General features: G+C 65.0%; 15 protein-coding genes. 5 read left to right on the plus strand and 10 right to left on the minus strand.

What is annotated here, in order from left to right:
* Positions 1–15: 15 nt before the first annotated feature.
* The 3 genes from PSV38_RS17450 to mnmG are packed head-to-tail and all read right to left on the minus strand — an operon-like array spanning position 16 to position 3,560.
* Positions 16–795: a ParA family protein gene (locus PSV38_RS17450; RefSeq protein ID WP_300549653.1), complete on the minus strand. Its 780-nt coding sequence runs from the start codon at positions 793–795 to the stop codon at positions 16–18.
* A 17-nt stretch (positions 796–812) separates the two neighbouring features.
* Complete coding sequence (gene rsmG / locus PSV38_RS17455; RefSeq protein ID WP_300549654.1) at positions 813–1,454, minus strand: 16S rRNA (guanine(527)-N(7))-methyltransferase RsmG; 642 nt, start codon at positions 1,452–1,454, stop codon at positions 813–815.
* Positions 1,455–1,514: 60 nt separating this feature from the next.
* Complete coding sequence (gene mnmG, locus PSV38_RS17460; protein ID WP_300549656.1) at positions 1,515–3,560, minus strand: tRNA uridine-5-carboxymethylaminomethyl(34) synthesis enzyme MnmG; 2,046 nt, start codon at positions 3,558–3,560, stop codon at positions 1,515–1,517.
* Positions 3,561–3,767: 207 nt separating this feature from the next.
* Here mnmG and PSV38_RS17465 point away from each other — a divergent pair, with 207 nt between their 5' ends.
* Complete coding sequence (locus PSV38_RS17465; RefSeq protein ID WP_300549658.1) at positions 3,768–4,370, plus strand: PEP-CTERM sorting domain-containing protein; 603 nt, start codon at positions 3,768–3,770, stop codon at positions 4,368–4,370.
* A gap of 129 nt (positions 4,371–4,499) precedes the next feature.
* Positions 4,500–4,757, plus strand: a complete 258-nt coding sequence (locus PSV38_RS17470; protein ID WP_300549659.1) for a YkgJ family cysteine cluster protein — start codon at positions 4,500–4,502, stop codon at positions 4,755–4,757.
* A gap of 25 nt (positions 4,758–4,782) precedes the next feature.
* On the opposite strand, the gene PSV38_RS17475 is transcribed toward PSV38_RS17470, so the two are convergent.
* Together PSV38_RS17475 and PSV38_RS17480 are read right to left on the minus strand one after the other, a co-directional pair.
* The gene (locus PSV38_RS17475; RefSeq protein WP_300549661.1) at positions 4,783–5,808 is read right to left on the minus strand and encodes a sterol desaturase family protein; all 1,026 of its coding nucleotides are present in this window, start codon (positions 5,806–5,808) and stop codon (positions 4,783–4,785) included.
* A gap of 81 nt (positions 5,809–5,889) precedes the next feature.
* The gene (locus PSV38_RS17480) at positions 5,890–6,294 is read right to left on the minus strand and encodes a YchJ family metal-binding protein (protein WP_300549713.1); all 405 of its coding nucleotides are present in this window, start codon (positions 6,292–6,294) and stop codon (positions 5,890–5,892) included.
* Between the two features lie 32 nt (positions 6,295–6,326).
* Between PSV38_RS17480 and PSV38_RS17485 the strand changes: the two genes are divergently transcribed.
* Positions 6,327–7,121, plus strand: a complete 795-nt coding sequence (locus PSV38_RS17485; protein WP_300549663.1) for an SDR family oxidoreductase — start codon at positions 6,327–6,329, stop codon at positions 7,119–7,121.
* Here the strand turns inward: PSV38_RS17485 and PSV38_RS17490 are convergent.
* On the minus strand, positions 7,053–8,090 hold the full coding sequence (locus tag PSV38_RS17490; protein WP_300549664.1) for a hypothetical protein: 1,038 nt from the start codon (positions 8,088–8,090) through the stop codon (positions 7,053–7,055). The two genes, PSV38_RS17485 and PSV38_RS17490, sit on opposite strands and share 69 nt — an antisense overlap.
* 230 nt (positions 8,091–8,320) lie before the next feature.
* Here PSV38_RS17490 and PSV38_RS17495 point away from each other — a divergent pair, with 230 nt between their 5' ends.
* Positions 8,321–8,815: an RNA-binding protein gene (locus PSV38_RS17495; RefSeq protein ID WP_300549667.1), complete on the plus strand. Its 495-nt coding sequence runs from the start codon at positions 8,321–8,323 to the stop codon at positions 8,813–8,815.
* A gap of 86 nt (positions 8,816–8,901) precedes the next feature.
* Here PSV38_RS17495 and PSV38_RS17500 read toward each other — a convergent pair whose 3' ends face one another.
* The 4 genes from PSV38_RS17500 to PSV38_RS17515 are packed head-to-tail and all read right to left on the minus strand — an operon-like array spanning position 8,902 to position 11,930.
* Positions 8,902–9,696 (minus strand): SDR family oxidoreductase, encoded by a 795-nt coding sequence (locus tag PSV38_RS17500; RefSeq protein WP_300549668.1) that lies wholly within the window; start codon positions 9,694–9,696, stop codon positions 8,902–8,904.
* On the minus strand, positions 9,693–10,325 hold the full coding sequence (gene lptC / locus PSV38_RS17505) for an LPS export ABC transporter periplasmic protein LptC (RefSeq protein ID WP_300549670.1): 633 nt from the start codon (positions 10,323–10,325) through the stop codon (positions 9,693–9,695). The genes PSV38_RS17500 and lptC overlap by 4 nt, the downstream gene beginning before the upstream one ends.
* Positions 10,322–10,909, minus strand: coding sequence for an HAD hydrolase family protein (locus tag PSV38_RS17510; protein ID WP_300549672.1), 588 nt, complete (start codon positions 10,907–10,909; stop codon positions 10,322–10,324). The genes lptC and PSV38_RS17510 overlap by 4 nt, the downstream gene beginning before the upstream one ends.
* Position 10,910: 1 nt before the next feature.
* Positions 10,911–11,930, minus strand: a complete 1,020-nt coding sequence (locus PSV38_RS17515; RefSeq protein ID WP_300549674.1) for a KpsF/GutQ family sugar-phosphate isomerase — start codon at positions 11,928–11,930, stop codon at positions 10,911–10,913.
* A gap of 38 nt (positions 11,931–11,968) precedes the next feature.
* Here PSV38_RS17515 and PSV38_RS17520 point away from each other — a divergent pair, with 38 nt between their 5' ends.
* Positions 11,969–13,987 carry a monovalent cation:proton antiporter family protein gene (locus PSV38_RS17520; protein WP_300549676.1) on the plus strand — a complete coding sequence of 673 codons (2,019 nt, stop codon included), beginning with the start codon at positions 11,969–11,971 and terminating at the stop codon, positions 13,985–13,987.
* The last annotated feature ends 30 nt before the right edge of the window (positions 13,988–14,017 follow it).

Genomic DNA, 14,017 nt, shown 5'->3' on the forward strand with positions numbered 1-14,017 from the left:
CGGATTCTGGCTTGTTCAGACCAACGACTTGTTCGCCACCCGCTCGACCACTTCCTGGGCAAAGGCCACGAAGGCCTGGGCGCCCTTGGAGCTGGGGTCGAACACCACGCCCGGCACACCATAGCTGGGCGCCTCGGCCAGGCGAACATTGCGCGGGATCACGGTGTTGAACACCTTGTCGCCAAAGTGGGCCTTGAGTTGATCGCTCACTTGCTGCTGCAGCGTGATGCGCGGGTCGTACATCACCCGCAACAGGCCGATCAGTTGCAGATCACGGTTCAAGTTGGCGTGCACTTGCTTGACGGTGTTGACCAGGTCGGTCAGGCCTTCCAGTGCGAAGTATTCACACTGCATGGGCACGATCACGCCATGGGCGCAGGTCAGGCCATTGAGGGTCAACAGGCTGAGTGACGGGGGGCAGTCGATCAGCACGAAGTCATACTCTGCGGCCACGGCCTCAAGCGCGGTTTTTAGGCGCCGATCGCGCCGCTCCAGGGGCACGAGTTCGATCTCGGCACCGGCCAAATCGCGGTTGGCGCCCAACACGTCATAGCCGCCCTTGGGACTGCGCTGGCGCGCCTCGGCGATGGTCACGTCTTCCAGCAGCACGTCGTAGACGGTGTTCGCCAAGGTGCGCTTGTCCACGCCTGAGCCCATGGTGGCGTTGCCTTGCGGGTCAAGATCGACGATGAGGACGCGCTGGCCGACTTGGGCCAAGCCGGCCGCCAGGTTGACGGTGGTGGTGGTCTTGCCGACCCCGCCCTTTTGGTTGGCAATGCAGAAGATGTGCGGCATGCCGCCATTATCCCTTGCTACTGGCGCATCCAGACCAAGCACCGCTCGGCATCCAGCCCAGGAACCTGCAGTTGTTCCACGTGAAACACACTCACGCCATCAGGCAAGGCGGTGATTTCATCCACGGGATGCTTGCCTTTCATGGCCATCCACACGCCCTGTGGTGCCAGCAAATGCTGGGTCAAGGCCACGAAGTCATGCAACGAGGCGAAGGCCCGCGAAGTGATCACCTGCCAGGGTTTTGCCTTGAGGTCTTCCACGCGCGAATGCTCGGCCTTGAGGTTGGGCAGGCGCAACTCGGCCGCCACCTGTCGGACAAAGGCGGCTTTTTTGGCCACGGAGTCCACGCAGACCACCTCCAGTTGCGGCATGGTGATGGCCAGGACCACCCCAGGCAAACCGCCACCACTGCCCACGTCCAGCACGGCAGCCGACTGCCCTTGCAGGTGCCGCCAAAGCGGCGCGCGCACCACCAAGCTGTCCAGCAAATGCAGGCTCAGCACTTCGGCCGGGTTGCGCACCGCCGTCAGGTTGTAGGTCTTGCCCCATTGGCCCAGCATGCCCACATAGGCCAGCAACTGCTCAATCTGGTGGTCGGTGAGTGCCGGGGCGGCGCCCAGGTCCAGCCCCACCAAGGCACGGCGAAGTTCTGCGGCCAAGTCTGGCCCCGATCCGGGGGCGGGTGAAGGTCTGATGTGGTTATTCATGTGCACGCGGGGTCAGGTCAGGCTGGCTTCTTCGGGCACACGGCCGAAGCCTTTGAAGCGCCCTTTTTTCAGGTGAATCAGCAACAGCGAGATCGCCGCAGGCGTCACGCCGGAGATGCGCGAGGCCTGGCCCAGCGTCTCAGGCCGATGCTTGCTCAGCTTGTGGCGCACCTCGAAACTCAAGGCTGGCACCAGCTGGTAATCCAACTCGGCAGGCAATTGCAAGCTCTCAAAGTGGGCCGATCGCTCCACCTCGTCGTTCTGCTTGTTGATGTACCCAGCGTACTTGATGCTGATTTCGACCTGCTCGATCACGGCATCGGCCAGGGTCTTGCCAAGTTCGGCCTGCAGTGTGGCGCGCGATACCGGCACTGTTTCACGTGAAACAGTGCCCTGCCCTGCCGCCACCTTGTCGGCATTCAACATGGCTTGCGCTTGGTGCGCGATGGCACTCACCTCGGCCACCACATCAAAATGCACTGCCGGGCGGCGCAACAAATCGGCCAAGCTGTACTCGCGCTCCAAAGCCTTGCCCACCAGGCGCTCTGCGTCGGCGGCCAGCAAGGTGGCCGGGCGAACCCACTGGGCGCGCAGGCGCTCTGTTTCACGTGAAACAGCGTCGCGTTTGCGGTTGAAGGCCGCCCAGCGCACATCGTCCACCAGGCCCAACTCGCGGCCTGCTTCGGTCAGGCGCATGTCGGCATTGTCTTCACGCAGTTGCAGGCGGAACTCAGCCCGGCTGGTGAACATGCGGTAAGGCTCGGTCACGCCCTTGGTGATCAGGTCATCGACCAACACGCCCAGGTAGGCCTGGTCGCGGCGGGGTAACCATGGGTCTTGATCCTTAGCCTGCAAAGCCGCATTCAGGCCTGCGAACAAACCTTGCGCGCCAGCTTCTTCATAGCCGGTGGTGCCATTGATCTGGCCGGCGAAGTACAGCCCACGGATGGATTTGGTCTCAAAGCTGGACTTGAGCTCGCGCGGATCAAAATAGTCGTACTCGATGGCGTAGCCGGGGCGCAGGATGTGCGCGTTCTGCAAACCGGGCATGGACTGGAGCGCGGCCAACTGGATGTCGAAAGGCAGAGAGGTGCTGATGCCGTTCGGGTAGAACTCGTGCGTGGTCAGACCTTCGGGCTCCAGGAAAATCTGGTGCGTGTCCTTGTCGGCAAAACGATTGATCTTGTCTTCGATGCTGGGGCAATAACGCGGGCCCACCCCCTCGATCACGCCGGTGAACATGGGGCTGCGGTCAAAGCCGGAGCGGATGATGTCGTGCGTTTGCTGGTTGGTGTGCGTGATCCAGCAGGGCAACTGCGCGGGGTGCTGGTCGGCCGAGCCCAAAAAACTGAACACGGGCACGGGGCTGTGGCCGTCCATGCCATCACCGGGCTGCTCGGTCAGCTGGCTGAAGTCGATGCTGCGGCCATCGATGCGCGGCGGCGTGCCGGTCTTCAAGCGGCCTTGAGGCAGCTTCAACTCCTTCAAGCGCGCCGACAGCGACACCGCTGGCGGATCACCTGCCCGCCCAGCGCTGTAGTTTTGCAGCCCGACGTGGATCTTGCCGTCCAGGAAGGTGCCGGCCGTCAGCACCACCGTCTTGGCCCGAAAGCGGATGCCCACCTGGGTGACGGCGCCCACCACACGCTCATTCACCCCGTCCGACTCCACCATCAAGTCGTCCACCGCCTGCTGGAACAGCCAAAGGTTGGCTTGGTTCTCCAGGCGCGTGCGGATGGCGGCCTTGTACAGGATGCGGTCGGCCTGAGCGCGGGTTGCCCTCACCGCGGGCCCCTTGGAAGAGTTCAGGATGCGAAACTGAATGCCGGCCTCGTCAGTAGCAGCCGCCATGGCGCCGCCCAGCGCGTCGATCTCCTTGACCAGGTGCCCTTTGCCAATGCCGCCAATGGACGGGTTGCAACTCATCTGGCCCAGCGTCTCGATGTTGTGGCTCAGCAGCAAGGTGGCGCAGCCCATGCGGGCGGCGGCCAAGGCGGCTTCGGTGCCAGCATGGCCACCACCCACCACGATGACGTCGAATTCTTTGGGGTACAGCATGGGCCACCTCGCGCAAGTCAGGACAGTTGCCTCATTTTTGGGCAACCTGGGATTGTACTGAAATAGCCACTGACGCGGGGCATTTGCATCCCCTTGGCCAGTAGTCCGGAAATTGGGTAATCCCGAATGCCAAAGATCGGTCCCGCCCATACCATCGCATTCAACATCCCATGTTCATGGGGTGTTTTCCACAATTCAGGAGGACTCATGAAAGCATCACCCATCAAACAAGCCGTGGGCATCGTGGCCCTGGCCCTGTGCGCACAGGCGCACGCCCTGGTCGAAGCCGGTCATTGGCAGCTCTCTCCCTTCACTGGTTCGGTGGGCGACAATTTTTCCGTCAGCGTGGACCAGACGCCCGAAGGCGACTTCACGGGCGTGTTCATGAGCTACGCTGCGGGCAAGCTCAACGGCGTCACGGTGAATCTCGACGAAGGGGCGGTCATGTACGTGGTGAAAGCCGGCGACGTGTTCACTCAGGCCTCCAGCGCATTGGCCGCCAATGTGTTCAGCAACCCACCCCTCACGGTGGGCAGCGACTTCTACCTGGCCGCCAAAACCCGCAGTTACACCGACCCCGGCTTCAGCTACGACGATTCGTTCTACACCTCTTTCGGCTGGGCGCACTTCAAGGTCGATGCCTCGGGCCTGCCCAAACTGCTGGACAGCGCCATGGCTTTCCGTGAGGGCGGCATCATCGTCGGCACCTTGCAAGCCGTTCCTGAACCCGGCACCTGGGCCTTGATGGGCGTCGGCTTGGCCGCGCTGGCCTGGCGCACGCGGTCAGCCCGTCGTCAAACCAGAGCGTGAAACTAGGGGGTTTGCAAATCTAGCCCGCGTCGCTAGGATTCCCATCCAACAAGCGCTGTCATCGCGAAGAACATTAAAACAGGGCTTTTTTTCCAAAACCAGCGCGGTGACCGACAGACAATGCAGGCCATGAACTGCCGCCCAGGCTGCGCCGCGTGTTGCATTGCCCCCTCCATTTCATCGCCCATGCCGGGCTTGCCACAAGGCAAGCCCGCAGGCATGCCCTGTCCGCACCTGGCGGCTGATTGGCGTTGTCAGTTGTTTGGCCGGCCTGAGCGGCCCGCCGTGTGCGGATCGCTTCAGCCCTCAGCCGAGATGTGCGGCACCGATCGGCAGCACGCCATGCGGTGGCTCACCCGGCTGGAAGCGGACACCACCGCCTGCTGACCGGCCGTAAAACGCCAAATAAAGCTCAGCGGACGGATTTGAATGCCAGCTCGGCATCGTCATCAGCCGCCAGGGCGCCCCGGGCCATGGGCCGGCGGTCCAGCAACTCGTCAGGGGGCACGCCCGTGGGTGAGCCGGTCAGGGCCTTCATCTCGCGGCGCAGGTCTTCGGTGGTCAGGCCCCGGCCGTCAGGCGCCCAACCTGGCGGCATGAACATGTAGCCCAGCGCATCACGCACGCGCCGCGCGCGGAACACATCCTTGAAAATGCCGATCCATTCAGCGAACAAGATCTTGATCGCGCTGTTGGTCGTCACCTGCTTGACCAGGCCATAGCGGATCGGCACGCCTTCTTTTTCGGGCACGTAGGTGCCAAAGAGCCGGTCGAAGACCATGATGGTGCCGCCGTAGTTGGCGTCCAGGTATTCAACGTTGGCGGCGTGGTGCACGCGGTGGGCCGACGGCGTGTTCAGCCAGCCCTCCATCCAGCCCATCTTGTTGATCAGGTCGGTGTGGATCCAGAACTGGTAGGCCAGGTTCACGCCATACGAGATCAGCACGGCCTCCGGCGAGAAACCCAGGAAGCACTGAGGCGCGAAGAACACGAAGCCGCCCGAAATCTTGCCGGTGACCGACTGCCGGAAAGCCGCCGACAGGTTGTACTGGTTGCCCGAATGGTGGATGGCATGCGAAGCCCAGTACCAGCGCACCCGGTGGCCGGTGCGGTGCAACCAGTAATAGAAGAACTCGGTGCACAAGAACATGGCCACCCAGCCCCACCAGGTGTCCATCGGCACGGTGAACAGGCGGTGCTCATAGGCCCAGGCGCCGAAGGGCAAGGCCACGCCAATCACGACGCCCATGGGGATGGATTCCACGATGGCCCGGCACAGGTTGATGCGGATCGTGGTCCAGAACGCCTTCCAGTCGTAGGCCTCAGGCCCCCGGTTGTGCGCGATCAGCACCCCCTCAAGGGCAGTGATCGCCACGGCTGATCCGCCAAGGATCAGCATCATGGTTTTGACTGGGTCGAGGTCGAATGAGGGCAACATGTGATGCGCTTCGTCTAATGCGTGGACTACAAGTTCGGACCATACGGATTTGCCCAGAACTTGTCTTGCGGGGAAGCCCTTTTAGTCTGGCATTAACCCCGCATTTGGGGGGGCATCGACGTAGTACCAGCGCCCCCCTTCCCGGACAAAGGCGCTGATCTCGTGCAAACGGTGCGCGCGGCCACCCAGCTTGCTGCGCGCCACGAAGTCCACCGTGCCCCGGTCTTGCCCCGCCATCCCGGCCTGGCGCACCGTCAGACCCAGCCATTTCAGGCCGGGTTCGGGCGCCTCGATCCTTGGCGGGCGGGTGGAGGGATGCCAGGTGCTCAGCAAGTAATCGCGCAGGTCTTTGACAAAGGCGCTGTACCGCGAACGCATCAAAGCCTCGGGCGTGGGCGCTTGTCCGGCCAACGGACCCGCGTGGTAGCGCCCGCAGCATGCCAGGTACGTGGCGGGCAATCCGCAAGGGCAAGGCTCGGGCATCATGGTCATGGCAAAAAAGCCCTATCGTATCGGCCATGCCCCTCGCCCACACCCCGCCCCACCCCTTTCGCCTGGATGGTCGCCTGGCCCTGGTCAGCGGTTCAGCCCGCGGCCTGGGCCTGAACATGGCCCAAGCCCTGGCCCAGGCCGGCGCGCAGGTGCTGGTCAATGGCCGCCACGAAGAGTCTGTCAATGCGGCCGTCCAGGGCATCCAGGCCTTGGGCGGCCAGGCCCACCCCGCCGTGTTCGACATCAGCAACGCCGACGCGGTGGCGCGCGCGATGGACCAATTGCACCAGCGCCACGGCGCCTTGCACATCCTGGTCAACAACGTGGGCCAGCGCGACCGCCGGCCCCTGGACGATTTCGCCCTGGCCGATGTGCGCCGCCTGCTGGAGGTCAACCTGGTCGCCCCGCTGGAATTGGCCCGGCGGGCAGCCCACCTCATGCCCACGGGCCAGGGCAGCGCTGCGGGGGGTCGCATCATCAACATCACCTCGATCGCTGGCCCGATTTCGCGCGCGGGCGACGTGATTTACACCACGGCCAAAGGCGGGCTGGACGCCCTCACCCGCGCCTTGGCCGCCGAGTTGGGACCACGCGGGATCACGGTCAATGCCGTGGCACCGGGCTACTTCGCCACCGAAGCCAACCAGGCCATGGTGGACGACGCCACGGTGGCGGGCTGGCTGGGCCAACGCACCTCGCTCGGCCGCTGGGGCCGCCCGGATGAAATCGCCGGGGCGGTGGTGTTTTTGGCCTCAGGCGCCGCCAGCTACATCACCGGCCAGACCTTGGCGGTCGATGGCGGTTACCTGGCTCATTTTTAAGCGGGCCAGGTGCGCGTCGGTGTCGAACATCCGCTCGCGCAAAGTCACGTAGATTTCGCACACCCCCCGCAGGTAGACCAGGGTGGGCAGCACCAGGCCCAGTGCGAACACCACGCCCCCGCCCACAGAGGCCGCTGAGATGTACGGCACCGCATCGGCGGGCACACTGGCCACCGGCACGCCGCGCAGGCTGTGGCCGAACAGGCCGGCCATGAACAACTCGGGCGCCACATCCACATCCAGCAGCCAGATCGACAGCAAGGCCATGACGCGCCCGCCGGCAATCACCACGAAGCTGGCGCCCGCGCCCACCAGGGCTGTGACCACGCTCAAGGACGCCATCAGCACCGCCGCCTGCAGCAATTGCTCGCGGATCAGTCGCCACAAGATGCGCGGGCTTTCGAGCGACGAGGCCCCGGCCCAGACCGAGGGCCCTGCCAGCGGACCCACGATGGACGCCCCCGCCACCAAGGCCAGCCCCAGCACCACCACGGTCAGGGGCACGACCACCACGAACAGCCAGGGCCCGACCTTGGGCAAGGAACACAGCCAGAACAGCCCGAGCACCGCGCCCGCCAGCACAGCAGCCGCCAGCAAGATCACCACCAGGGACACCAGCAGACGGTGCGCAATGCCCAGCGCATCTTCCAGCGCCTGGGCCACGTCACGGTCAGGCCGACCCATGGCCCGATCCATCAGCATCAGGCCCGCGGCATTGCTGCCGTAAAACGCGATGAACAAGGCGGCGGCACCTTGTCCGATGGCCCAGGGCAACTCGCTGCGGGCCATCGAGGCTTGGGCACTGGCCACCGCCAACCCGGTCGCCGCGAAGCTGGCCAACAACACGTACATGGCGCGACCATCGCGGATCGCCTCGACACTGGCCAGGACCCGGACCAGGGCGCGCCACCAGTCAAATCGCTGGGCAAAGGACGACCCTTGCGGGTGATGAAAAGAGGTGGTGGGCATAAGTCAAATCATAGGGGCAAGCCCTTAGCCAGGATTGAGGGAGAAGCACAACAGCCGGGTCAGTGGGTTGACATATGCGCACAAATAAGGGTTGAAAACGCTTGAAAATATTGGCCAGACAATAAAGTCTCACCCATAATGTGCGAGTCTGTGTCTGGAAGCGGCACCTTCGATGGAATGGGTCCTGATGGGTTGAAGCTCCACATGGTTACTTTGAAAGGAGCTCTCTCGTGGGCAACAAACTTTACGTGGGCAATCTGGCCTACAGCGTGCGCGATCAGGATCTGCAAGATGCTTTCTCGCAATTTGGAGCAGTCAGCTCCGCCAAGGTCATGATGGACCGCGACACCGGTCGCTCCAAGGGCTTTGGTTTCGTTGAAATGGGCACCGACCCAGAAGCACAAGCTGCTGTCAATGGCATGAATGGCCAATCCCTGGCTGGCCGCGCCATCGTGGTGAACGAGGCCCGTCCTCGTGAAGAGCGTCCCAGCGGTTTCCGCAGCCCCTACGGTGGCGGCGGTAGCGGTGGTGGCGCCGGCGGCGGTGGTGGTGGCGGCGGCTACGGTGGTGGCGGCGGCGGTGGCCGTCGTGAAGGTGGTGGCGGCGGCTACGGCGGCGGCGGCGGCGGTGGTGGTGGCCGTTCCGGTGGTGGCGGCGGCGGCTACGGTGGTGGCGGCGGTGGCCGCTCCGGTGGCGGCGGCGGCTACGGCGGCGGCGGTTACTAAAAATCGCTTCGTGGCCTGAAAGGGTCACGGCGATCTGCAAAAAGGCGGTGCTTCAAGGCGTCGCCTTTTTTCATGCCCGCGCCCAATCAGCGGCGGCGCTTCTTGCGGTGTTTTTGCGCGCCCACCACGGCGTCGAACAGCCAACGCGGCATGAAGCGCAACACCGCCGCCACGACGCCCATGGGCCAGGGAATGACGCGAAAGCGCACGCCTGCTTCAATGGCCTTGAAGGCGCGGTCGGCAAAAGCGTCGGGCGTCATGAGGAAGGGCATGGGGTAGTCGTTGCCCTGGGTCAGCGGTGTGTCGATATAGCCGGGCGCGATGGTGACCACTTTCAGGCCAAAAGGCCTGAGCTCGCCCCGCAGGGTTTCGCACAGGTGGACCACGGCGGCCTTGGCCCCGCAGTAACCGGCATGGCCCGGCAAACCGCGCATGGCAGCCACGCTCGCCACCCCCACCAAGGTGCCCGAACCACGCTCGCGCATGGGCGCGATGAAGGGCTGGAATGTCGAGGCCACGCCCATCACATTGGTCTCCAGCAGGTCGCGCAGCACCGGCAGGTCTTCGGCCAGGGACAGGTCCACCCCCACACTGATGCCGGCGTTGGCAATCACGACGTCGGGCAAACCTTGCGTGCGCAGACAGTCGCTGGCGGCAGCCAGCACCTGGGCTTCATCGCGCACATCGGCGCCATGCACGGCCCAGCGGTCGGCGGGCCAGCCTTGCTGCGCAGCCCAGTCGTTCATCTGCTGGGCGCGCCGCGCCACCAGGGCCACACGCCAACCTGCTTGCACATAGCGCGCGGCGAGGGCTTGGCCGATGCCGCTGGAGGCCCCCGTGATGAAGGCCAGAGGCCGCTGCGACGCCGGGTGATCGGTCACCGGCGAGGGGGCGCGTCGTACCGCCCATGAACACGGTTGCCCAGCTCGCCCACTCGGGTGCCTTCTTCATACCGCAGGTTGCCGCCCAGGATCTGCCCCTGGGCGTGCGTGATCTTGACCGGCAACTCCGAGCTCACCACGCGCTCTCGCGTGTTGAAGCGCAGCATTTCACCTTCAATGACCACGGGCGACTGATCGACGCGCTGGCCCTTGACGGCCGCCCCGGATGCAGGCGTGGCCACCACGCGCGCGCCGCCTTGCAGCAACACGGTGTCCTGGCTGCCATTGGCCTGGCCTTGGCGGGCCACGCCCTGCACGTGCTGGCCCTGCAGGTCGCGGGCCGACAACTGCACGGCATCGATTTCAAGGCGATCGCCGTCGGCGTAGTGGCGCATGGTCTGACCGTCCAGGATGGCAATCAGGCGGCCATCCGGGTTGTAACGTTCGATCCGGGCTTTCTGCAATTCGTAGTCGGGGCTGGAGGAGGCCTTGGCCGCCGGGCGGGCACCGTCCAGCGAGGGGGCCGACTGCACCAACCACCAGGTGAAGGCAGCCAGGCCGGACAACACCACCATGGGCATGGCAGCACGGGCATGGTCCAGCGCTGTGAGCCATGGCTTGGTGCTCATGGTGCCGCACCGTCGGACGTGGTGTCCAGGGTTTCCAGGTGGCCGCGCAGCAAGGCCTCGTAGCGGCCGGTGGCCCACAACAGCAGATCACAGCACTCGCGCGCCGCGCCTTCGCCGCCCCGCAAGGTGGTCACGTGGCGGGCCACAGCTTTCACCTCGGCATGGGCATTGAGCGGTGCACAGGCAAAGCCGGCGCGCACCATCAAGGGCAGGTCGGGCCAGTCGTCGCCCATCACGGCCACATCGCGCCAGGGCAGGCCAAGCGAGGCCAGCAGCGGTTCGGCGGCGGCCAGTTTGTCGTGCGCGCCAAACACGGCATGGACCAGTCCCAGGTCCTTCAAACGGCGGCGCACGGCGGGCGAATCGCGCCCGGTGATGACGATGGGCGTGATGCCGCCTTGGGCCAGCAACTTGAGGCCATGGCCGTCCAGCGCATTGAAAGCCTTGAGCGTTTCGCCCGACTCGCTGATGAACAAAGTGCCATCGGTCAGCACGCCATCGACGTCGAAGATGGCGGCGCGGATGCCCCGGGCGAAGGGCCGCAGGTCGGCCGAGAAAGACAAGGTGGGGTTGAGAGCTCGCATGTCAGATCACCTTCGCGCGCATCAGGTCGTTGGTGGTGATGGCGCCGGTCAGCACGCCATCGGCATCGACCACCAGCAGGGTGTTGACGCGGTGGGTTTCCATCAGCGCCACGGCCTCGGCGGCCAGCACATCGTCACGGATGGTGCGCGGACCGGGCGTCATCAGTTGCTCGGCGGTGGCGCTGCGCAACTCCACGCCCGCTTCGATCTTGCGGCGCAGGTCGCCGTCGGTGAACACGCCCAGCACCTTGCCTGCGGCATCGACCACGATGGCGGCGCCCAGGCCCTTGGCGCTCATCTCTCGCATCACATCGCTGAACGCGGCTTGCGGCAGAACGCGGGGCAAGGCATCGCCTGAACGCATGACATCGCGCAAGTGCGTCAGCAACTTGCGGCCCAGGGAGCCGCCCGGGTGTGAGCGGGCAAAGTCTTCGGCCTTGAAGCCGCGCGCATCCAGCAGGGTCACGGCCAGGGCATCGCCCAGGGCCATCTGCGCGGTGGTGCTGGCGGTGGGGGCCAGGTTCAGGGGGCAGGCCTCGACCGCCACGGCGCAGTCCAGCACGATGTCGGCGTGGCGGGCCAGCGACGATTGCGGGCGCCCGGTCATGGCCAGCAGCACCACGCCTTGTCGTTTGAGCAAGGGCAACAGGGCCGTCAGCTCTTCGCTTTCGCCGGAGTTGGAGATGGCCAGCACCACATCGCCGGGCGTGACCATGCCCAGGTCGCCATGGTGGGCCTCGGCCGGGTGCACGAACATGGCCGGGGTGCCGGTGGAGGCCAGGGTGGCCACGATCTTGCGTCCCACATGGCCACTCTTGCCCATGCCCATCACCACGACCCGCCCCCGGCACGCCAACACGGCCTGCACGGCACGCGCGAAGGCCTCACCGGCTTCGCCGTTCAAACGCTCGCGCAGGCCCAGCAAGGCCTGGGACTCGATGTCGAGCGCCTGCTGGGCCATCGCGACAAAGGCTGCAGCATCAACGACCGCAGAGGGGGAGGAAAGGGACAATTGCGTCATGAATGCACCGGGTAGGATCAGAGGATTCTAGGGACAAGATGGCCTCCACGCTCGACCTCACCTTGCTGTACCTGTTTGCCGCCGTGCTGGGTGTGGTGCTGTGCCGGCTGATGAAGCTGCCACCGATGCTGGGCTACCTGGCGGTGGGCGTGGTGATCGGGCCCAATGCCCTGGCGCTGGCCAAGGATTCAGCCGGCGTGCGCCAACTGGCCGAGTTCGGCGTGGTGTTCCTGATGTTCGTGATCGGGCTGGAGTTCAACCTGCCCAAACTCAAGAGCATGCGCTCGCTGGTGTTTGGCCTGGGGTTCAGCCAGGTGGGCGTGACCATGCTGGCCACCCTGGTCGGCTATTTCGCGCTCGATGCCGTGCTGCCTTATTTCAACATCGAGCATGGGCTGCTGGGCTGGTCACTGAATTGGCAAAGCGCCGTGGCCCTGGGCGGCGCGCTGGCCATGAGCAGCACCGCCATCGTGGTCAAGATGATGGCCGAGCGGCTGGAACTGGACAGCCAGCATGGCCGTCGCGTCATGGGCATCTTGTTGTTTCAGGATCTGGCCGTGGTGCCCTTGCTGGTGCTGATCCCGGCCCTGGGTGACAGCGGTGGCGACCTGCTCAAGACCCTCGCCATCGCCGCCGCCAAGGCCACCGTGGTGCTGACCCTGCTGCTGGTGGGCGGGCAAAAAGTAATGCACTGGTGGCTGACCCTGGTGGCGCGCCGCAAGAGCGAAGAGCTGTTCATGCTCAACCTGCTGCTCGTCACCCTGGGCCTGTCGTGGCTGACCGAACACGCCGGCCTGTCGATGGCGCTGGGCGCTTTTCTGGCAGGCATGCTGATCGCTGAAACCGAATACAAACACCAGGTCGAGACCGACATCCGCCCTTTTCACGACGTGTTGCTGGGCTTGTTCTTCATCACCATCGGCATGAAGCTGGACTGGCACATCGTGGTCGACAGCTGGGCCCTGGTCATCGTGCTGACGACCTTGCCCGTGCTGTTCAAGTTCGGCCTGATCGCCGCGCTGGCGCGCCAGGTGTTTGGCGCCGACACCGGCGTGGCCCTGCGCACCGGCCTGTACCTGGCGCAAGCGGGTGAGTTTGGCTTTGTGCTGCTGTCTCTGGCCACCGACAACCACCTGCTGCCCGAGCGCGCGCAAAGCCCGGTGCTGGCCGCGATGGTGCTGTCCATGCTGGCCACGCCCTTCATGATCCTGGGCAGCAACCGACTGGTGATGAAACTGTCGTCCAGCGACTGGCTGCTGCAATCGCTGGCGATGACCAAGATTGCGTCCAAGGCCATCGGCACCGAAAAGCACGTGCTGATCTGCGGTTATGGCCGCAGTGGTCAAAACCTGGCACGCCTGCTGGACCTGGAAAAAATCCCCTACATGGCGCTGGACCTGGACCCTGACCGCGTGCAGCAGGCGGCCGCCGCAGGTCAAAGCGTGGTCTTTGGCGATGCCACCCGGCCGCAAAGCCTGGTGGCCGCTGGCCTGGCGCGGGCCAGCGTCGTGGTCATCACCTACCACAACACCCCTTCCGCCAAGAAGATCCTGCACCTGGTCAGCCAACACGCGCCCGAGGTGCCGGTGCTCGTGCGCACCTTGGACGACAGTGCGCTGGACGAACTCCAGGCTGCCGGGGCCACCGTGGTCGTGCCCGAAGCCATCGAAGGCTCGCTGATGCTGGCCTCGCAAGCCCTGGCCTTGGTGGGCGTGCCCATGCGCCGCGTGCTCCGCATGGTGCAAGAGCAGCGTCAGGCGCGCTATGGCCTGATGCGCGACTACTTCCACGGTGACGACGACGACAGCGTGGACGAACTGGAGTTGCAGCGCCTGCAATCGGTCAACCTGGGCGCCAACGCGGCCTGCGTGGGCCACACCCTGGCCCAGTCCCTGGCCGCCGAGGAGATGCGCGTGGCTGTGGTCTCGGTGCGGCGCGCCAATGGCGCGGTGGTGGCGCCCGACCATGGGCTGGTCCTGGAGGCGGGCGACACCCTGGTGCTGTCCGGTCGGCCACAAAACCTGGCGCGGGCCGAAAGTATGTTGCTCAAAGGATGAAAGCGCGGGCCAATTCCCTGGCAGCTTGGC

It is taken from the genome of Aquabacterium sp., from assembly GCF_029946005.1.
Taxonomy (GTDB): domain Bacteria; phylum Pseudomonadota; class Gammaproteobacteria; order Burkholderiales; family Burkholderiaceae_C; genus Aquabacterium.

Excerpts from the sequence above, each read along its gene's own strand:
- PSV38_RS17470 (WP_300549659.1), top strand. The coding sequence starts at position 4,500 with ATGAACTGCCGCCCAGGCTGCGCCGCGTGTTGCATTGCCCCCTCCATT.
- lptC (WP_300549670.1), bottom strand. The coding sequence starts at position 10,325 with ATGAGCACCAAGCCATGGCTCACAGCGCTGGACCATGCCCGTGCTGCC.
- PSV38_RS17480 (WP_300549713.1), bottom strand. The coding sequence starts at position 6,294 with ATGATGCCCGAGCCTTGCCCTTGCGGATTGCCCGCCACGTACCTGGCA.
- PSV38_RS17465 (WP_300549658.1), top strand. The coding sequence starts at position 3,768 with ATGAAAGCATCACCCATCAAACAAGCCGTGGGCATCGTGGCCCTGGCC.
- PSV38_RS17475 (WP_300549661.1), bottom strand. The coding sequence starts at position 5,808 with ATGTTGCCCTCATTCGACCTCGACCCAGTCAAAACCATGATGCTGATC.
- mnmG (WP_300549656.1), bottom strand. The coding sequence starts at position 3,560 with ATGCTGTACCCCAAAGAATTCGACGTCATCGTGGTGGGTGGTGGCCAT.
- PSV38_RS17515 (WP_300549674.1), bottom strand. The coding sequence starts at position 11,930 with ATGACGCAATTGTCCCTTTCCTCCCCCTCTGCGGTCGTTGATGCTGCA.
- PSV38_RS17520 (WP_300549676.1), top strand. The coding sequence starts at position 11,969 with ATGGCCTCCACGCTCGACCTCACCTTGCTGTACCTGTTTGCCGCCGTG.
- PSV38_RS17450 (WP_300549653.1), bottom strand. The coding sequence starts at position 795 with ATGCCGCACATCTTCTGCATTGCCAACCAAAAGGGCGGGGTCGGCAAG.
- PSV38_RS17490 (WP_300549664.1), bottom strand. The coding sequence starts at position 8,090 with ATGCCCACCACCTCTTTTCATCACCCGCAAGGGTCGTCCTTTGCCCAG.
- PSV38_RS17485 (WP_300549663.1), top strand. The coding sequence starts at position 6,327 with ATGCCCCTCGCCCACACCCCGCCCCACCCCTTTCGCCTGGATGGTCGC.
- PSV38_RS17510 (WP_300549672.1), bottom strand. The coding sequence starts at position 10,909 with ATGCGAGCTCTCAACCCCACCTTGTCTTTCTCGGCCGACCTGCGGCCC.